Origin of the sequence: Streptomyces capitiformicae (assembly GCF_002214185.1) — a bacterium.
In the GTDB taxonomy this organism is placed as follows: domain Bacteria; phylum Actinomycetota; class Actinomycetes; order Streptomycetales; family Streptomycetaceae; genus Streptomyces; species Streptomyces capitiformicae.
Genome location: NZ_CP022161.1, coordinates 2,081,042 through 2,100,752, shown reverse-complemented (window position 1 = coordinate 2,100,752; position 19,711 = coordinate 2,081,042). Strand labels below are relative to the sequence as shown.

The window sequence follows — 19,711 nt, the reverse complement described above, 5'->3', positions numbered from 1 at the left end:
TCAGTCCTTCGTGAGTGCGGTCGTACTGCTACCAAGAGTACGTGTCTCGGCGGCCCTGGGTTCCCGGCGGGCGACCGGCCGTGGCTCGGCCGGCTTCCCGAGGAGCGCCCAGCGCACACTGGCACGGGCCTGGCGGACGGATTCACGGGCGGCGGCGAGGGCCTGTCGGGTGGTCCGGCCCACACTCCGCGCGGCCGCGGCAGCCGGCTTCCACACGACGTCCCGTACGAGGTGGCCGACGGGCGTGAGCACGGTGCGGTACACCCATCGCGTCGGCTCCACGAAGATCCACCGGAAAAGGGTGGCCAGGAACCACCCGACGGCCAGCGAGATGTGCCCGGCCACGCGCCACGCGTGCCCTAGCGCGTCCCGGATCTCCCGCCCGACGACGGCGAGGACCCGCCCTACCGGTGTGAGCACCCACCGCCACAGGGCGAGCGCGGGCAGCACGAACAGCACACGTGCGGTCCAGTAGATCCCGAGCCAGATCCCGGTGAAGAACATCCGTACGAGCCATACGGCCCCACGGGCCACGCACGCGATCGCGTGCCCCACGGGGGTCAGGACGTACTGGTACACCCACGCGGCCGGTACGACGACGAGGTACCGCACCAGCCAGGCGATCGCCCGTCCGAACGGCACCAGCGTCCACCGGTACAGCCAGGCGATCCCGTGGCCCACCGGCGTCAGCACATACCGGTACAGCCACACCGTGGGTGCCACGAGCAGCCAGTACCCGAGCCGTCCGAGCCCTTTGCCGACCGGCACGACCACGTATCGCCACAGCGCAACCCACGGCCATACGAACACGGCCCTGCCGATCCACAGCAAGGCCCGCCCCACCGGCCGCAGCACCGTGTCCACGAGGAACCGCCCGGCGACGACGAGCGCGTCCCACACGATCCGCACCGGAACGACCAGCACCAGCACCACGATCCGCACCGGAATCCGGATGGCGACAACAAGACACCCCTCGGGCGCCTGCTGGGCAGGTGTCTGCCGTACCGCCGGCTCGACGGGCTGCCCCACGGGCCGCTTCTCCAGATCCATACCGACGTAGACGCCTCAGCGACCTGTCCGGATGCAGCCCCACATCGTCAACTCCACGCGGAGTGACACACCGGCACGCACGAATTAACCCAATATGTCGATAAACAGATGCGTTTGGACTCTTTACACCAACACACCCTCGAAACTCCCACAAGGCTCGCTCCTGGTTCGGGATTTCACCCGAACCGGTTCAGTCGAAGAGGAGTATGCAGATGAGTCCTGATCACAGGACCCTCGGGCCGCTGGCGCGAAAGGCAGCCAAGAGGGCCGGGATGGTGGCCTCACTCGCGCTGGTCCTGGCGGCCGGCCTGGCCAACCCGGCGATAGCCGCGCCCCAGAACCCGACCGCCCCGGAGACGACGGCCACCGTCCACACCGACGACAAGTGCCGACCGGGCAACCACCACAACCCGCACTACGGCGCCACCCCGGCCGACCGCGACACAGGCGAGTGCAAGGACCCGACGGGCCCGGTCGGCTCGAAGGGCGACAAGGGCAACCCGGCGCCCTGCTACGAGATCGACGCGCACCAGGGCCAACACGAGTACGAGGTCCGCGGCCTGGTGAGCAACGGCATCACATACGCGGGCATCCGCGACCTCCGCCCCAGCAGGAATCCCGCGGACGACGACCTCAGGTGGACCGACCTCAGCGGCCTGTCGGGCTACCCGACCACCCGTTCGGAAGGTGTCCCCTGCGGTGTGTCCGTCAACGAGGACACCAATGGGAACAACGACTTGAGGGGGCGCGACGACTTCACGGACCTCAAGATCGACATCGTCACCACCAAGGGCCGGGTCTTCGAGATCATCTGTGAGGTGAGCCACAGCGGGGACGAGCTGGCGACCGTGACATGTCCTCATCCGGATCTCCCCCGGAGCGAGGACGCCTGGAAGGAGCTCAATCGGCCTCAGAAGGACGCCGACAACGACGAATAAGGGTAAGGGCCCGGTCGCGCCGTCCGACGACGCGACCGGGCCCTCCCGACACCGGAACCGAACTACTTCACGACCGACAGCGGCAGCAGCTTCTTCCCCGTGGGCCCGATCTGGATCTGTGTGTCCATCTGCGGGCACACCCCGCAGTCGAAGCACGGCGTCCAGCGGCAGTCCTCGACCTCGGTCTCGTCGAGGGCGTCCTGCCAGTCCTCCCAGAGCCAGTCCTTGTCGAGGCCGGAGTCCAGGTGGTCCCAGGGCAGGACTTCCTCATAGGTGCGCTCGCGGGTGGTGTACCAGTCGACGTCGACGCCGAAGTCGGCCAGTGCCTTGTCCGCGCAGGCCATCCAGCGGTCGTAGGAGAAGTGCTCGCGCCAGCCGTCGAAACGGCCGCCGTCCTCGTACACGGCGCGGATGACCGAACCGATCCGGCGGTCGCCACGGGAGAGCAGACCCTCGACGATGCCGGGCTTGCCGTCGTGGTAGCGGAAGCCGATGGAGCGGCCGTACTTCTTGTCGCCGCGGATCTTGTCGCGGAGCTTCTCCAGACGGGCGTCCGTCTCCTCGGCGGAGAGCTGCGGGGCCCACTGGAAGGGGGTGTGGGGCTTGGGGACGAAACCGCCGATCGACACCGTGCAGCGGATGTCGTTCGACCTCGACACCTCGCGGCCCTTGGCGATCACGTTCATCGCCATGTCCGCGATCTGGAGGACGTCCTCGTCGGTCTCCGTCGGCAGACCGCACATGAAGTACAGCTTCACCTGACGCCAGCCGTTGCCGTAGGCGGTGGCAACCGTGCGGATCAGGTCATCCTCCGAGACCATCTTGTTGATGACCTTGCGCATGCGCTCGGAGCCGCCCTCGGGGGCGAAGGTCAGGCCGGAGCGGCGGCCGTTGCGCGTCAGCTCGTTCGCCAGGTCCACGTTGAACGCGTCCACGCGGGTGGAGGGCAGCGAGAGACCGATCTTGTCTTCCTCGTAGCGGTCCGCGAGGCCCTTGGCGATGTCGCCGATCTCACTGTGGTCCGCACTCGACAGCGAAAGAAGACCGACCTCCTCGAAGCCCGTCGCCTTCAGACCCTTGTCGACCATCTCGCCGATACCGGTGATCGAACGCTCGCGCACCGGGCGGGTGATCATGCCGGCCTGGCAGAAGCGGCAGCCGCGGGTGCAGCCGCGGAAGATCTCCACCGACATGCGCTCGTGAACCGTCTCGGCGAGCGGTACGAGGGGCTGCTTGGGGTACGGCCACTCGTCGAGGTCCATGACCGTGTGCTTGGACACACGCCACGGGACACCCGACTTGTTCGGTACGACGCGGCCGATGCGGCCGTCGGCGAGGTACTCCACGTCGTAGAAGGCCGGGATGTACACCGAACCCGTCTTCGCGAGGCGGAAGAGGACCTCCTCGCGGCCGCCCGGCCGGCCCTCCGCCTTCCACTTGCGGATGATCTCGGTCATGTCGAGCACGGCCTGCTCACCGTCGCCGATGATCGCCGCGTCGATGAAGTCGGCGATCGGCTCGGGGTTGAAGGCCGCGTGGCCTCCGGCCAGGACGATCGGGTCGTCGAGCGTGCGGTCCTTGGACTCCAGGGGGATCCCGGCGAGGTCCAGGGCCGTGAGCATGTTCGTGTAGCCGAGTTCGGTGGAGAAGGACAGGCCGAGCACGTCGAAGGCCTTCACCGGGCGATGGCTGTCGACGGTGAACTGCGGGACGTCGTGCTCCCGCATCAGCGCCTCCAGGTCCGGCCACACGCTGTACGTGCGCTCGGCGAGGACGCCCTCACGCTCGTTGAGCACCTCGTAGAGGATCATGACGCCCTGGTTGGGCAGACCGACCTCGTACGCGTCGGGGTACATCAGCGCCCAGCGGACGTCGCACTCGTCCCATGGCTTGACGGTGGAATTGAGCTCACCACCGACGTACTGGATCGGCTTCTGCACATGCGGCAGCAGTGCCTCGAGCTGTGGGAAGACCGACTCGACAGTCATCGCGGGTACCTTCGTGAGCATCAGCTGACAGGGGTGACCATCTAGCGTAACGCCCCGGGAGACACCCCTCGCACGCCCAGATGTCACACGCCCGGTTGCCTGAAGGCCGAGTCCGAAGTGATCGTCCTCCACGTCTCCGGCAGCGCCGCCTCCGCCAGCTCCGCCCGGCGCTCCTCCCTGCCGTGGAGCAGCCCGTACGTGAAGGCGCTCTCCCCCGCCTCATCGGCCTGGACGGCGATCTCGCGGAGGGTCTCGCGGGCCATCACGCTGTCCTGGTGGTCGCCGAGGAGGGTCTGGAGGGACTTCATGTCCCGTACGAAGTCCTTCGCCGGCCCGCCCAGGAGGGGGATCGCGGCCTCGGCCGCGTACCGGGCGCGCTTGGCCTTCTTGCGTGCCTCGTGCATGGGGACGTCCCGGTCGGCGCCGGAAGGGTGCGCCAGGGCCTCCTCGACCAGGTCCGACACCTTGCCGAAGTCCCGCTCGACCGCCTTGCGGATCACCTTCTCCGGATCCCTGAAGGCGGCCTTGAGCAGGGGCGGATCGGCGATCACGGCGTCGAGGGACTCCAGCAGGTCCAGATAGCGCTGCCCGTCCAGTACGGCGATCAGGCGGCTGCGGGCGCCGGCGCCGTCGGTCTCCGCCCAGGTGCGCAGCCGGGTGTGGACGGGGCCGACCACCAGGCTTGCGGGGAGGTCGGCGAGCGCCTCCGTGAGGCGTTCCGTCAGGACCTCCTGGTCACGGTCGACGCCCAGCTCCGCCGCCAGCCACTTCAGCTCCTCACCGATCGGATCGGTGACGGCCCGGTCGAGAACCTTCCCGTACGACTTGAAGGTGCTGCGCAGCCGTCGGGTGGCGACGCGCATGCTGTGTACGGAGTCGAAGACGTCACGGCGCACCGCCGGGTCGAACTCGACGATCGCGTCCCGCTGGGCGCGGGCATAGGCGAGGACGTGATCGCCGGGGGTGAAGGGCTCGCCGGGCTCCTCGGCCCTGCCCCGCTTCTTCTTCCCCTTCTTCTTGGGGGCGGTCTCCCGCAGGGCCCTGGCCAGCTTCGACGGTGACTTGGACGGCCGTACGCCCGCCTTGCGGAGCTTCTTTTCGATCTTGTCGAGGAACGCCGGGTCACCGTCGTCGGCCAACTCCACCTCGATCTCGGACCACTGGGCGGTACGGCCGTCCTCGGTGAGCCGCTGGGCGACCACGGCGTCCACGCTGACCTCGGCGAGAAGGGAGCCCTCCGCGTCGAGCAGGTCGCTGATGTCGCGTGTGGAGAGGAGGCGGACCAGCGGAACCAGCTCGGCCTCCCTGACCCGGGAACGCACGAGCCCCGCGAGTTCGCGGGGCAGCGTGTCGGACAGCGGGGCCTGGATCTCGTCCCGTACGCCCGAGGAGACGGGGAACTTCAGGTGCCAGCCCTCATCGTCCCCTCCGGTACGGCGGCGCAGGGTGATCGAGGCGGCCGCGAGACGTTCGTCGGGAGTGTCGTAGTAGACGGCGTCCAGCTCGGCGACGCCCTTGTCGATGACGGTCGCGACTCCGGCCACACCGGTCAGATCCGGCAGGCCGCTCTCGTCGGACTCGTACTTGCGCTCGATCTCACGCTTGGTGTCCGCCATGAACTGAATCTAGTCCTACTTCCGCGAAAGGGGCAGACCCACCCGCGCCCCAAAGGGGCGCGGGGAACTGCGCGACCAGCCACGACGAGCCCGCCGGCCGCCTGACAACGCGCGGCCCCTCCACGCTTCGCATCGGCTCTCCAAGCGGAGCTCCTACGCCGACATGGGTCGCTGCACCCTGATCGACTGCAGCAACCCCACCGCCACCCACACCGCGAACATCGACGACCCTCCGTACGACACGAACGGCAGCGGCAGGCCCGCCACCGGCATGATTCCGAGGGTCATCCCGATGTTCTCGAAGGACTGGAACGCGAACCAGGCGATGATGCCGCCGGCGACGATCGTGCCGTACAGCTCAGTGGTCTCGCGGGCGATCCGGCACGCACGCCAGAGGACCACACCGAGCAGCAGGATGATCAAACCGGCGCCGACGAAGCCCAGTTCCTCCCCCGCCACCGTGAAGACGAAGTCGGTCTGCTGCTCGGGCACGAACTGTCCGGTCGTCTGCGAACCCTTGAACAGCCCGGTGCCGAGCAGCCCGCCGGAACCGATGGCGATACGGGCCTGGTTGGTGTTGTAGCCGACACCCGCCGGGTCGAGCTCGGGGTTGGCGAACGCGGCGAAGCGGTTGATCTGGTACTCGTCGAGCACCCCGAGCTGCCAGACCAGCACCGCGCCGAGCGCGCCCGTGCCGAGGAGGCCGAAGATCCAACGGTTGGACGCGCCGGAGGTGAGCAGCACGCCGAGGACGATGACCACCATGACCATGACCGAGCCGAGGTCGGGCATGAGCAGGACGATCAGTATCGGGACGGTGGCGAGGCCGAGGGCCTGGACGACCGTGCGGTGGTCGGGGTGGGGCTTGTCGCCCGCGTCGACTCTGGCCGCCAGCAGCATCGCCATGCCGAGGATGATCGTGACCTTCACGAACTCGGAGGGCTGGAGCGAGAAGCCGCCGCCGACGACGATCCACGCGTGGGCGCCGTTGATGGTCGCGCCCAGCGGGGTGAGCACCAGCAGGATCAGCAGCACCGAGATGCCGTAGAGGATCGGCACGGCCGTGCGCAGGGTGCGGTGGCCGAGCCAGACCGTGCCGGCCATCAGGGCGAAGCCGATGCCGGTGTTGAGCAGGTGCCGAAGGAGGAAGTAGTACGGGTCGCCCTGGTTGAGCTCGGTGCGGTTGCGGGTCGCCGAGTAGACGAGGGCCGCGCCGATGAGGGAGAGCGCGATGGCCGAGAACAGTATCGGCCAGTCGAGCCGGCGGGCGAGGGAGTCGCGGGCGAACAGCCGGGTCCAGCCGGAGCGTTCGGGCCCGTACCCGGAGACGGAGAAGCTGTTGCCGGTCATACGGACGTCCTCCGCGTGAGCGCTCCGCTTTGGGTGCCGAGACGCGCCGTCGTCGGTCGGCTGCGGCGTCGTCGTGGCTGGTCGCTCCCCCAGTCTCGGCTTCGCTCGACCGGGGGGACCCCCATCGCGGCGGAACCGCATGTCGATACAGCCCCGCGCCCCTTTGCGGCGCGCCCGCAGCCGGTACGCCGTCGCGCCGCGCGGTTGCCGTTGCCGCCGCGTGTGCTGACGATCGCCGCCGGTTGGTCGGTGTCCACGGCTCCCTCGCCTCGCTCGGTGACGACGGCCCAGGTGCCCGGTACGGCGATCACGGCACCCATACCCTGCTCGAAGGACACCGGCTGGGCCTCCGGGCCGGCGGCCACCGTCTGGGCCTCCTCCTCGGCCAGTTCCTCCTCGGTCTTCTTCGGCGGGTACGTCTCCAGCTTCGGGGCGTCGATCGAGCCGTCGGACTCGATCTTCGGCAGGCCCTTCTGCGGGGTCGGCAGCAGCGCCTTCTTCTTGTCGATCTTGCCGTCCTCGGAGACGCCGTACAGCGCGTTGTAGAGCTTGCGCACGGCGGGCGCCGAGGCGCCGGAGCCCGTACCACCCTGGGAGATCGTCATGACGATCGAGTAGTCCTTGGTGTACGTGGCGAACCAGGACGTCGTCTGCTTGCCGTAGACCTCGGCGGTACCCGTCTTGGCGTGCATCGGGATCTCGTCCTGCGGCCAGCCCTGGAAACGCCAGGCTGCCGTACCGCGGGTGGCGACTCCCTCGAGGGCGTCGTCCATCTTGGCCAGCGTGGTCTTGTCTATCGGCAGCTTGCCGTGCGACTTGGGATCGATCTCCTGCACGCTCTTGCCGTCGGCGCTGATGATCGCCTTGCCGACGGTGGGGTCGTAGAGGGTGCCGCCGTTGGAGATGGCCCCGTAGATGGTGGCCATCTGGATGGGGGTGACGAGGGTGTCGCCCTGGCCGATGGAGTAGTTGACGGAGTCACCTGCGCGCATGCGGTTGCCTTCGAGGCAGTTCTCGTACGCGATCTGCTCCGCGTACGTGCCGCCCTTCTTGCCGGTCTTGCACCAGGCGTCCTTGTTGGCCTTCCAGTAGTCCTGCTTCCACTGGCGGTCGGGGATGCGGCCGGTGACCTCGTTGGGCAGGTCGATGCCGGTCTCGGCGCCGAGGCCGAACTGGTGGGCGGTCTTGTAGAACCAGTCGTTGGCGTTCTTCTTCGGCTTGATGCCACCGTCACGCTTCCACTCCTCGTGGGAGAGGCGGTAGAAGACGGTGTCGCAGGAAACCTCCAAAGCCTTGCCGAGGCTGATCGCCCCGTAGCCCTTGGACTCGAAGTTCTTGAAGACCTGGCCGCCGATCGAGTACGAACTGGAGCATTCATACGGGCCGTTGAAGGAGTAGCCCGCGTTCACCGCGGCGGCGGTCGGGACCACCTTGAAGATGGAGCCGGGGGCCGACTGGCCCTGGATCGCGCGGTTCAGCAGCGGGTAGTTGGACTTCTTGCCGGTGAGCTTGGCGTAGTCCTTGGCGGAGATGCCGCCGACCCAGGCGTTGGGGTCGTAGTCCGGGTTGGAGGCCATGGCGACGACGCGGCCCGTTTTGGCCTCCATGACGACGACGGCACCGGAGTCGGCCTTGTAGTTCGTCCCCGTGTTGCGGTCCATCTGCTTGCGGGCTTCCTTCATCGCCTCGTTGAGCTCGTACTCGGCGATGCGCTGCACTCGGGCGTCGATGCTGGTGACGAGGTTGGCGCCGGGCTCGGCGGGGTCCGACTCGGCCTCGCCGATGACGCGGCCGAGATTGTCGACCTCGTAGCGGGTGACGCCTGCCTTGCCGCGCAGCTCCTTGTCGTACCGGCGCTCCAGGCCGCTGCGGCCGACCTGGTCGGAGCGCAGGTACGGCGAGTCGGTGTCCTGGGCCTTGGTGATCTCCTCGTCGGTGACCGGGGAGAGATAGCCGAGGACCTGCGCGGTGTTGGAGCCGCCCGGGCTGGCGTACCGGCGGACGGCCTGGGGCTCCGCCGTGATGCCGGGGAAGTCCTCGGAGCGCTCGCGGATCTGCAGGGCCTGCTTGGCGGTGGCCTCGTCGGTGATGGGGATCGGCTGGTACGGCGAGCCGTTCCAACACGGCTGCGGCGTCTCCGAGTCGCACAGGCGGACCTTGTCCATGACCTCCTTGGGCTTCATGTCCAGGACGCCGGCGAGCTTGGTGAGGACGGCCTTGCCGTCGTCGTCCATCTTCAGCAGCTCGGTGCGGGAGGCGGAGACCACCAGCCGGGTCTCGTTGTCGGCGATGGGGACGCCGCGCGCGTCGAGGATCGAGCCGCGCACGGCGGGCTGCACGACCTGCTGGACGTGGTTGCCCGATGCCTCCTTGGCGTAGGCGTCGCCTTCGCGGATCTGGAGGTACCAGAGGCGGCCGCCGAGGGTGCCCAGGAGGGAGAAGACGAGGATCTGGATGATGACGAGCCGGATCTGGACCCGTGGGGTCCGCCCGGTCTCCGGGATGTTGGTCACTGCCTCCCCCTCTCAGTGCGTGTACGGGTGATGCACGTGCTTCACGTGATTCAGGTCATTCACGTGATTCAGGTAATTGGAGTACACCGCTCGACCACGATCGGTTCCCATGCCCGCCGAACGAGCCTGAGACGATCGAGCCTGCGACGAACCAGCCTGGGGTGAACGAGCCTGGGACGAACCAGCCTGGGGTGAACGAGCCTGGGACGAACGAGCCGGGGATGAACGAGCCTGGGACGAACGAGCCTGATGTGTCGTCACAGCCGCTTGACCCCCTTGATGCGGCCCGCCCGGGCGACCCGGGAGCGCGCGGCCTTCAGGCGGAGTCCGCCGCGTTGGCCGCCGATGCGCAGGCCGGTCCCGGAGGAGAGCCAGCCCGAGGAGACATCGGCCGCCTTGGCCGCGTTGTTGGTGTCGGCGAGCGGATCGTTCTCGGCGCGTCGGGCGAGCGCCATGAGGCCGGGGACGACGAACGGCGCGAGCAGCAGGTCGTACAGGACGGCCGTGAACAGCAGGCTGGGAAGGCCGACATGGCGGGCCGCGTCGTCGCCGACGAGGGCGCCGACACCGGCGTACAGGAGGGTCGAGCCGAGCGCGGCGACGACGACCACGGCCATCGGTCCGGTCGCCGACTTGAGCCGGCCGGTCTCGGGCTTCGCCAGCCCCGCGAGGTAGCCGATGACGCACAGCACCAGGGCGTACCGCCCGGCGGCGTGGTCGGCGGGCGGGGCGAGGTCGGACAGCAGCCCGGCGCCGAAGCCGATCAGCGCGCCGCCGACATGGCCGTAGACCAGGGCGAGGCCGAGCACGGTGAGGAGTACCAAGTCAGGTACGGCGCCCGGGAGGTGGAGGCGGGCAAGGACGCTCACCTGAAGCACCAGGGCGACGATCACCAGGGTGGTGGAGAGCAGCATCCGGTTGAAGCGCATGGGGTGTCAGCTCCTGTTGTCCTACTGCTCGTCCGGTTGGCCGTCGAGGGGTGCCTCGGCATCGGGCGTGACCGTCACCGTCACGGTCGGCGTGGGGGTGGCTTTCGGCTTGTCCGGCAGGACGGTGTCGCGCGGGTCCTTGCGCGGTGGCTGGACGACGACGCCGACGATGTCGAGCTGGGTGAAGGCCACGTACGGCTTGACGTAGAGCGTGCGGGTCAGATCGCCGCGGGAGGGGTCGACGCGGGAGACGACACCGACCGGGACACCGGGCACGAACGGCTTGTCGGCCTGCGAGCCGAAGGTGACGAGGCGGTCGCCCTCCTTCACCTTGGCCTTGCCGTTGAGGAGTTCGACGCGCAGCGGGCGGTCGCCCTGGCCGGAGGCGAAGCCCAGTTCGTCGGTGGCCTCCATGCGCGTGCCGACGGTGAAGTCGGGGTCGTTGGCGAGGAGCACGGTCGCGGTGTTCGGGCCGACGGTGGTGACCCGGCCGACGAGCCCGTCCCCATTGAGGACGGTCATGTCACGGGTGACGCCGTCGTTGCTGCCGATGTCGATGGTGACGGTCCAGGAGAAACCCTGGGCCGCTCCTATGGCGATGACCTCGGCGCCCTTGATGCCGTACTGACCGTTCGCGGCGGACTTGAGGATCTTGTCGAGCTGCTCGACCCGGCTGCTGTTGCGGTCGTCGCTGCCGAGGGACGCCTTCAGTTCGGCGTTCTCCTTCTCCAGCGCGGCGAGACGGTCGTGACGAGAGCCGGATTCACGGATCGCGCTTATGGCGTTGCCGATCGGGTCGACGGCGGTCGACACGCCGTCCTCGATCGGGCCGAACACGGTCGCCGCGGCACGTCGGGCACCGTCGACCGGTGAATCCTTCCCACCGCGGATGTCCACCGTGATCAGCGCGAACGCGACGGCGACCAGCAGCACCAGGAGCAGCCGGCTCTCTCGTGTGTCCCTCACGTGCGGCGGCCGTGCCTTCCTCATAGGAATTCGACAGGAATTGGGGAATTCGGGTAGCCCCTGGGAGACCCGGGACGGGAACCACAGGGGCGCCTTTGTGGGAGCTTATTGCCTCTATATCAACGATCCGCCGCACGAGAAGAGATCGTCTCGTACGGCGGAATCGACGTGTGACGTCATCTGCGGGGCTGGGCGTCGAGCACCTGCTGCAACGCCTCGAACTCCTCGACGCACTTGCCGGAGCCGAGCGCCACGCTGTCCAGCGGGTCCTCTGCGATGTGGATCGGCATACCGGTCTCACGGCGCAGCCGCTCGTCGAGGCCGCGGAGCAGGGCGCCGCCGCCGGTGAGGACGATGCCGCGGTCCATGATGTCGCCGGAGAGTTCCGGCGGGCATTTGTCGAGGGTCGTCTTGACGGCATCGACGATGGCGTTGACGGGTTCCTCGATCGCCTTCCGCACTTCGGCGGCGGAGATGACAACGGTCTTGGGCAGCCCGGACACCAGGTCCCGGCCACGGATTTCGGTGTGCTCGTCAGCGTCGAGGTCGTACGCCGAACCGATCGTGATCTTGATCTGTTCGGCCGTCCGCTCACCGAGAAGGAGCGAGTACTCCTTCTTGATGTGCTGGATGATCGCGTTGTCCAACTCGTCACCGGCGACGCGGATGGACTGGGCGGTGACGATGCCGCCGAGGGAGATGACCGCGACCTCCGTGGTGCCGCCGCCGATGTCCACCACCATGTTGCCCGTGGCCTCGTGGACCGGCAGGCCGGAGCCGATGGCCGCGGCCATCGGCTCCTCGATGATGTGCACCTGGCGGGCGCCGGCCTGGGAGGACGCCTCGATGACGGCGCGCCGCTCGACACCGGTGATACCGGACGGCACACAGACGACGACCCGAGGACGGGCGAGATACCGCCGCTTGTGGATCTTCAGGATGAAGTAGCGGAGCATTCGCTCGGTGATCTCGAAGTCGGCGATGACACCATCCTTCAACGGACGTACGGCAACGATGTTGCCCGGCGTCCGCCCGATCATCTTCTTCGCCTCCGCGCCGACCGCGAGGATGCCACCGGTGTTGGTGTTGATCGCGACGACGGACGGCTCGTTCAACACGATCCCGCGACCCCTGACGTACACCAGCGTGTTGGCGGTCCCGAGGTCGACAGCCATGTCACGGCCGATGAACGACATTGAGTTCCCCATCAGGATTCGTCTGGCCTTCCCAAGTGGAGCCTGAGGGCTTTTGAGAGCTTTTCAGGGCGTTTCAGGTCGGCGAAGTGGGTGCTGTGACGTGAAGGCTTACATCGTAGTCTCGCCCGCACGAACACTGCGCGAGGGTCTTCGCCATTGTGGGCACGCGATGCGCCGCCTCGCCTCTGGAGACGATCCATCGGGGGTGCGCGTTCCCCCGATCGGCACGCATATGCCGGGACACGGCAAGCATTTCAGGCCGGGGTTCACCTTGGGTTACGCCCTCGGGCCGGCACGGGGTGGGTTTGGTGAAGTCGGTTGGGCCGATCGGGTGTTAGGGGGTGTGTTGGAAGTCCCGTGCGGTACCTGCGGTGTTCGGTGCGTGCCCTCGGCGTGCCGGACAAAGGCCCTCGATGGGGGTCCCCCCGCTCGAGCGAAGCCGAGACGGATGAACTCGGCGGGGGCCTGTAAGACTTGAGCCCCCGCCGGAAGGTGTTACGCGCGGCCGGGGAAGAAGATCTTCAGCTCGCGCTCCGCGGACTCCTCGGAGTCCGACGCGTGGATCAGGTTCTCCCGCACGATCACGCCGTAGTCACCGCGGATGGACCCGGGCGCCGCGGCGATCGGGTCGGTCGGACCGGCCAGCGCCCGCACACCCTCGATGACCCGCTCGCCCTCGACGACCAGCGCGACGACGGGACCGGAGGCCATGAACTCGACCAGCGGCTCGTAGAACGGCTTGCCCTTGTGCTCCCCGTAGTGCTGCTCCAGCGTCTCCTGGTCCAGCGTCCGCAGTTCCAGCGCGGTGATCTGCCAGCCGGCCTTCCGCTCGATACGGCTGATGATCTCGCCGGTCAGGCCGCGCCGGACGGCGTCGGGCTTGAGGAGGACGAGGGTGCGCTGGCTCACGGTGGTGACTCCTTCTTCACAAGTGTGCGGAGCTCAGAGGCTACAGGGCGAGCCCGAACGAGTGTTACGCAGCGTCAGGAAGCCCCGGCGGCGGACTCCTCCGCCGACGCCTGGGCCGCGAAGCGTGCCTTCGCCTCGTCCACCTTCCGTCCGAAGTGGACCGACGCCCACCACAGGGCCGCGAACACCGCGCCCATGAAGAACATGGTCGGAACGAAGAACCCGGAGAGGATCAGCGCGATCTGGAGGGCCCAGCCGAGCTGGATGCCGCCGGGTCGGGTGACGAGCCCGCACAGCACGAGGCACAGGAACATGGCGATGCCGCTGACCGTCCAGACCGTGGTCATGGTCAGGTCGGGGTCCTTCATCGCGACCAGCCCCGCGAAGCCGATCACGAAGAACTCGCCGATCAGGGTCGAAGCACAGAGGGTACGCATGATGTGAGACTCAGCCCTTCCCCAGCAGCAGCCGGGCTTCGCCGACGGTGATGACGGAACCGGTGACGAGGACGCCGCCGCCCGCGAACTCACCCTCCTCCTCGGCGAGTGTGATCGCCGCCTCCAGGGCGTCCGGCAACCGCGGCTCGACCTGCACCCGCTCCTCGCCGAACACCTCGACCGCTATCGCGGCCAGTTCGTCGGCGTCCATGGCACGGTGGCTGGAGTTCTGGGTGATCACGACCTCGGCGAAGATCGGCTCGAAGGCCTCAAGGAGACCTCGTACGTTCTTGTCGCCGCTTGCTCCTACGACGCCGATCAGCCGGCTGAAGTCGAACGCCTCACCGACGGCCTCGGCCGTGGCCCGCGCGCCCGCCGGGTTGTGCGCGGCGTCCAGCACGACGGTCGGGGACCGCCGTACGACTTCGAGGCGGCCCGGCGACGACACCGCCGCGAACGCCTTGCGGACCGTGTCCATGTCGAGCGGCTCGGGCCGCTGGGAGCCGACGCCGAAGAACGCCTCGACCGCCGCGAGGGCGACGGCCGCGTTGTGCGCCTGGTACGGGCCGTGCAGCGGGAGGTACACCTCCGGGTACTCGCCGCCGAGGCCGCGCAGGGTGAGCATCTGCCCGCCGACGGCGACCTGCCGCGAGACGACCCCGAACTCCAGCCCTTCCCGGGCCACCGTCGCGTCGACCTCCACGGCCTTCTTCAGCATCACCTGCGCCGCGTCGACCGGCTGCTGGGCCAGGATCACGGTCGCGTCCTGCTTGATGATCCCGGCCTTCTCGACGGCGATCTCGGCGGGCGTGGCGCCCAGCCGGTCGGTGTGGTCGAGATCGATGGGGGTGACGACGGCGACGTCCCCGTCGATGACGTTCGTGGCGTCCCAGGAGCCGCCCATGCCGACCTCGACGACGGCCACGTCGACGGGCGCGTCGGCGAAGGCGGCGTACGCCATGCCGGTCAGCACCTCGAAGAAGGAGAGCCGGTACTCCTGGGAGGCGTCCACCATCTCCACGTACGGCTTGATGTCCTCGTACGTCTCGATGAACCGCTCGGCGGAGATCGGGGCGCCGTCCAGGCTGATCCGCTCCGTGATCGACTGGACGTGCGGGGAGGTGTAGCGGCCGGTGCGCAGTTCGAAGGCGCCGAGGAGGGCCTCGATCATGCGGGCCGTGGAGGTCTTGCCGTTGGTGCCGGTGATGTGGAGGGAGGGGTACGAGCGCTGTGGCTCGCCGAGGACGTCCATGAGCGCGGCGATCCGGGCGACCGAAGGCTCCAGCTTGGTCTCACCCCACCGCGTCGCCAGCTCCGCCTCGACCTCGCGCAGGGCCTTGTCGACCTCGGGGTCCCCTGGGCGAGCGGGTACGTCTGCCTGCGGCGCACCGCCCTGGGCACGCAGGGTACGGCTGCCGGCCTCGATGACCGCGAGGTCCGGGTCCCGGTCGGTCTCGGCCGCGATGATCTCCTCGAAGGGGTCGATCGGCTCGGGCTGGTCACTGCGTTCGCTCACGGGGCCAGTCTACGGATCGGGCGCCCAGTAGCTCGGAGGTACCCGTTGTGGGGCGGCTGCAGGTAGTAGGTGGTTACTCGCGCAGTTCCCCGCGCCCCTTACGGGACCCGTCGTAGCTGCGGGCAGTCCTGCCGCTGGGGCGATGGGGTACCTCCCGCTCGAGCGAAACCGAGCGTGGGGGAGGGTGGGGTAGCGGCACCTCGTAGCGCGAGTTGCGGGACCTGCCCCCGGACGGCGAAAACCCCGGTGCCCAACGGACACCGGGGCCTTCACCCACGTACGCGATCCGGAGGGTTACGCCCTCGGCAACCGCTCCAGCTGCGCGGCGATCCGCGCGATGTCCTCGTCCGCCTTCGCGAGGCGCCCGCGGATCTTCTCCACGACCTGGTCAGGCGCCTTCGCGAGGAACGCCTCGTTGCCGAGCTTGGCCGTGGCCTGGGCCTTCTCCTTCTCCGCCGCCGCGAGATCCTTCGCGAGCCGCTTGCGCTCGGCGGCGACGTCGATCACGCCGGAGAGGTCGAGGGCGACCTCGGCACCCGCCACCGGCAGGGTCGCCGTGGCCGCGAAGCCCTCGCCCTCCGGCTGGAGGCGGAGGAGCTGGCGGATCGCGGCCTCGTGCGGGGCCAGGGCCGTGCCGTCGAGGGTCAGGCGGGCCGGGACGCGCTGGCCCGGCTGGAGGCCCTGGTCGGCGCGGAAGCGGCGGACCTCGGTGACGACCCGCTGGACCAGCTCGATCTCGCGCTCGGCGGCCTCGTCACGGAAGCCACTGTCCTTGGGCCAGTCGGCGATCACGAGGGACTCGCCGCCGGTCAGCGTCGTCCACAGGGTGTCCGTGACGAACGGGATGACCGGGTGCAGCAGCCGCAGCGTGACGTCGAGGACCTCGCCCAGGACCCGCTGGCTGACCTGGGCCGCCTCGCCGCCCGCCTGGAACGTCGTCTTGGACAGCTCGACGTACCAGTCGAAGACCTCGTCCCACGCGAAGTGGAACAGGGCGTCGCTGAGCTTGGCGAACTGGAAGTCCTCGTAGTACGCGTCGACCTGCTCGACCGTCTCGTTCAAGCGGGCGAGGATCCAGCGGTCCGTCGCCGAGAGCTTCTCGGCGGCCGGCAGCTCGCCCTCCACCGTCGCGCCGTTCATCAGCGCGAAGCGCGTCGCGTTCCAGATCTTGTTGGCGAAGTTGCGGGAGGCCTGGACCCAGTCCTCGCCGATCGGGACGTCGGTGCCCGGGTTGGCGCCGCGCGCGAGGGTGAAACGGAGCGCGTCGGAGCCGTACTTGTCCATCCAGTCGAGCGGGTCGACGACGTTGCCGAAGGACTTCGACATCTTCTTGCCGCGCTCGTCGCGGACCAGGCCGGTCAGCGCGATGGTCTTGAAGGGGACCTCACCGTCCATGGCGTAGAGGCCGAACATCATCATCCGGGCGACCCAGAAGAAGATGATGTCGTGGCCGGTGAGCAGGACGTCCGTGGAGTAGAACTTCCGCAGGTCCTCGGTCTGTTCGGGCCAGCCCAGCGTGGAGAACGGCCACAGGCCGGAGGAGAACCAGGTGTCCAGGACGTCGGTGTCCTGGGTCCAGCCCTCGGCCTCCGTGCCGGGCGGCTCCTCGTCGGGGCCGACGCAGACCGTCTCGCCGTTCGGGCCGTACCAGACGGGGATGCGGTGGCCCCACCAGAGCTGACGCGAGATGCACCAGTCGAACATGTTGTCCACCCAGTCGAAGTAGCGCTTCGACATGTCCTCGGGGTGGATCTTGACCCGGCCGTCACGGACCGCGTCACCGGCGGCCTGGGCCAGGGGCGCGACCTTGACCCACCACTGCATGGACAGCCGCGGCTCGACCGTGGTCTTGCAGCGGGAGCAGTGGCCGACGGAGTGGACGTACGGGCGCTTCTCGGCGACGATCCGGCCCTGCGAGCGCAGCGCGCCGACGACGGCGGAGCGGGCCTCGAAACGGTCCTGGCCGAGGAACGGGCCGTGGACGGTGATGACGCCGTGGTCGTCCATGATCGTCATGGACGGCAGGTTGTGGCGCTGGCCGATCGCGAAGTCGTTCGGGTCGTGGGCCGGGGTGACCTTGACCGCGCCGGTACCGAACTCCGGGTCGACGTGGGTGTCGGCGACGACCGGGATCGTACGGTCGGTCAGCGGGAGCTTGATGTGCTTGCCGACAAGGTGCTTGTACCGCTCGTCGTCCGGGTGGACGGCGACGGCGGTGTCACCGAGCATGGTCTCGGCTCGCGTGGTGGCGACGACAACGGAGTCGTCCCCCTCGCCGTACCGGATGGAGACCAGCTCGCCGGAGTCCTCCTGGTGCTCGACCTCGATGTCGGAGATCGCGGTGAGGCAGCGCGGACACCAGTTGATGATGCGCTCGGCGCGGTAGATCAGCTCGTCGTCGTAGAGGCGCTTGAAGATGGTCTGGACGGCACGGGACAGGCCCTCGTCCATGGTGAACCGCTCGCGGCTCCAGTCGACGCCGTCTCCCAGCCGGCGCATCTGGCCGAGGATCTTGCCGCCGTACTCTTCCTTCCACTGCCAGACGCGCTCGACGAACTCCTCGCGCCCCAGGTCGTGGCGGGACTTGCCCTCTTCGGCGAGCTGCTGCTCGACCTTGTTCTGTGTGGCGATGCCGGCGTGGTCCATGCCGGGCAGCCACAGGGACTCGTAACCCTGCATGCGCTTGCGGCGCGTGAGGGCGTCCATGAGGGTGTGCTGGAAGGCGTGCCCGAGGTGCAGGCTGCCGGTGACGTTCGGCGGCGGGATGACGATGGTGTACGCGGGCTTGTCACTCTTCGCGTCGGCGGCGAAGTAACCCTTGTCTACCCAGCGCTCGTACAGCGTCCCCTCTACATCGGCCGGCGCGTACTGGGTCGGCAGATCGGTGGCGGGCGCTGAAGGCTGCTGCTGAGCGTTCTCGGTCACCCGCTCAGTTTAGAGGTGTGACGGGGCCGTCCCGAAACCGGATTCTTCGGTAACGGTGTGACCCCCGATGCGTTGTGCACCTCAGGTCTGCGCCAGGATGTCTGAAACACATAAGCATCTGGAGGGGAACCCAGAACATGAGTTACAACCAGCCGGGCCCGTACGGCGGGCAGCCCCAGCAGCCCGGACCGTACGGTCAGCCGGGCGGCCAGCAGGGCCCCTACGGCCAGCAGCCGCCGCAGGCCGCCCCCCAGCCCGGCTACGGCTACCCGCAGCAGGCGCCTCCGCAGCAGCCGGGCTACGGGTACCCGCAGCAGACCCCCCAGGGCGTCCCGCCCCAGACCCCGCCGTACGGCCAGCAGCAGACTTACGGTCAGCAGGCCCCGTACGGCCAGCAGCAGCCGGGTTACCCGACGGTGCCCCAGCCGCCCGCCTCCGGCGGTGGCGGCGGCAAGAAGGTCGGCATCATCCTCGGCGCGGTGGCCGTCGTGGCCGCTGTTGCCGTGGGCGCGTACTTCATCATCGGCGGGGGCGGCGGCGCCGACATCGCGGACGACGGACCGCACAAGCTGACGACGCCGGAGACGGTGCTCACCGAGTACAAGAAGAACGGCAGCAGCGGCGGCGCCATGTCCGACGACGACGTGGCGGAGGCCGAGAAGTGGGGTGTGACGAACCCCAAGAACGTCAGCGCCGGGTACCTGTCCGGCGACAAGAACAACCCTCTGTCGCAGAAGCAGCTCCAGTTCACGGGCGTCTACGGCGAGATCGAGGACCCCGAGAAGGTCGTCGACGCCATGCTGGACGAGATGCAGTCCAAGTCCGGGGAGGACGACGAGGACGTGAAGGTCACCATGGTCGGTGACCCGAAGGAGTACGACTCCGCCGAAGGCGCCGTCCTGAAGTGCCAGGACGCCAAGATGGAGCCCACCGACGGCAGCACGGGCGGCGGGCCGAGCGAGATGAACCTGTCGTTCTGTGTGTGGGGCGACTACAGCACGGTGGCCATCGTGATTCCGATGGACTACGCGAGCATCATGGCCGGGAAGGCGGCGGACCAGGCCGCCGCCGCGGACACCACGGCGAAGTTCCGCGAAGAAGTGCGCGTCGAGGCCTGACGTCGCTTGCCTCAATGATGCTGAGGGCGCCCAGAACAACAGCTGGGCGCCCTCAGTCTTGCGACCGGCCCTGTCAGGCCTTCAGACAAGCGTTCATTGCATGCGATGTGGTGACACCTATGGCTACCAGCCTCGAATAGCAATTGGGGTTGGGGTACTTGCTGTCGAATGGCCCGGTCAGGTGCCTAAACGCGCAGGCCGCCCCTACCCTCGGGCCTATCGCATAACCCTGACTGCCAAGGTAGTTCACGCACTGCGCA

Annotated in this window: 14 protein-coding genes; 2 read left to right on the top strand and 12 right to left on the bottom strand. The window is 68.4% G+C overall.

Annotation, left to right across the window (positions count from 1 at the left end; translation table 11 throughout):
• On the bottom strand, positions 1-1,050 hold the full coding sequence (locus CES90_RS09245; protein WP_189781420.1) for a phage tail tape measure protein: 1,050 nt from the start codon (positions 1,048-1,050) through the stop codon (positions 1-3).
• Between the two features lie 212 nt (positions 1,051-1,262).
• Between CES90_RS09245 and CES90_RS09240 the strand changes: the two genes are divergently transcribed.
• On the top strand, positions 1,263-1,988 hold the full coding sequence (locus CES90_RS09240; protein WP_189781421.1) for a hypothetical protein: 726 nt from the start codon (positions 1,263-1,265) through the stop codon (positions 1,986-1,988).
• A 62-nt stretch (positions 1,989-2,050) separates the two neighbouring features.
• On the opposite strand, the gene CES90_RS09235 is transcribed toward CES90_RS09240, so the two are convergent.
• The 11 genes from CES90_RS09235 to CES90_RS09185 form a co-directional block, all read right to left on the bottom strand.
• Positions 2,051-3,976 (bottom strand): TIGR03960 family B12-binding radical SAM protein, encoded by a 1,926-nt coding sequence (locus CES90_RS09235; RefSeq protein WP_189781422.1) that lies wholly within the window; start codon positions 3,974-3,976, stop codon positions 2,051-2,053.
• 83 nt (positions 3,977-4,059) lie between these two features.
• On the bottom strand, positions 4,060-5,592 hold the full coding sequence (locus tag CES90_RS09230; RefSeq protein ID WP_189781423.1) for a CYTH and CHAD domain-containing protein: 1,533 nt from the start codon (positions 5,590-5,592) through the stop codon (positions 4,060-4,062).
• 153 nt (positions 5,593-5,745) lie between these two features.
• Complete coding sequence (rodA, locus tag CES90_RS09225) at positions 5,746-6,942, bottom strand: rod shape-determining protein RodA (RefSeq protein ID WP_189781424.1); 1,197 nt, start codon at positions 6,940-6,942, stop codon at positions 5,746-5,748.
• On the bottom strand, positions 6,939-9,455 hold the full coding sequence (gene mrdA / locus CES90_RS09220) for a penicillin-binding protein 2 (RefSeq protein WP_189781425.1): 2,517 nt from the start codon (positions 9,453-9,455) through the stop codon (positions 6,939-6,941). Before mrdA ends, rodA begins: the two co-directional genes overlap by 4 nt.
• Positions 9,456-9,712: 257 nt before the next feature.
• Entirely contained in the window at positions 9,713-10,384 is a 672-nt protein-coding gene (gene mreD, locus CES90_RS09215; protein ID WP_189781426.1) for a rod shape-determining protein MreD, read from the bottom strand.
• A gap of 21 nt (positions 10,385-10,405) precedes the next feature.
• A complete protein-coding gene (gene mreC, locus CES90_RS09210) occupies positions 10,406-11,350 on the bottom strand; it encodes a rod shape-determining protein MreC (protein ID WP_189781427.1) in 945 nt (314 codons plus the stop codon).
• 176 nt (positions 11,351-11,526) lie between these two features.
• The gene (locus tag CES90_RS09205; protein WP_004931372.1) at positions 11,527-12,546 is read right to left on the bottom strand and encodes a rod shape-determining protein; all 1,020 of its coding nucleotides are present in this window, start codon (positions 12,544-12,546) and stop codon (positions 11,527-11,529) included.
• Positions 12,547-13,041: 495 nt separating this feature from the next.
• Positions 13,042-13,455 carry a nucleoside-diphosphate kinase gene (ndk, locus tag CES90_RS09200; protein ID WP_189781428.1) on the bottom strand — a complete coding sequence of 138 codons (414 nt, stop codon included), beginning with the start codon at positions 13,453-13,455 and terminating at the stop codon, positions 13,042-13,044.
• A 74-nt stretch (positions 13,456-13,529) separates the two neighbouring features.
• The gene (locus CES90_RS09195; protein ID WP_189781429.1) at positions 13,530-13,892 is read right to left on the bottom strand and encodes a DUF4233 domain-containing protein; all 363 of its coding nucleotides are present in this window, start codon (positions 13,890-13,892) and stop codon (positions 13,530-13,532) included.
• Positions 13,893-13,902: 10 nt separating this feature from the next.
• Positions 13,903-15,408 (bottom strand): bifunctional tetrahydrofolate synthase/dihydrofolate synthase, encoded by a 1,506-nt coding sequence (folC, locus tag CES90_RS09190; RefSeq protein WP_189781430.1) that lies wholly within the window; start codon positions 15,406-15,408, stop codon positions 13,903-13,905.
• Between the two features lie 294 nt (positions 15,409-15,702).
• The gene (locus tag CES90_RS09185; RefSeq protein WP_189781431.1) at positions 15,703-18,333 is read right to left on the bottom strand and encodes a valine--tRNA ligase; all 2,631 of its coding nucleotides are present in this window, start codon (positions 18,331-18,333) and stop codon (positions 15,703-15,705) included.
• 137 nt (positions 18,334-18,470) lie between these two features.
• On the opposite strand from CES90_RS09185, the gene CES90_RS09180 reads away from it, so the two are divergent.
• Positions 18,471-19,451 (top strand): hypothetical protein, encoded by a 981-nt coding sequence (locus CES90_RS09180; RefSeq protein WP_189781432.1) that lies wholly within the window; start codon positions 18,471-18,473, stop codon positions 19,449-19,451.
• Positions 19,452-19,711 lie beyond the last annotated feature (260 nt).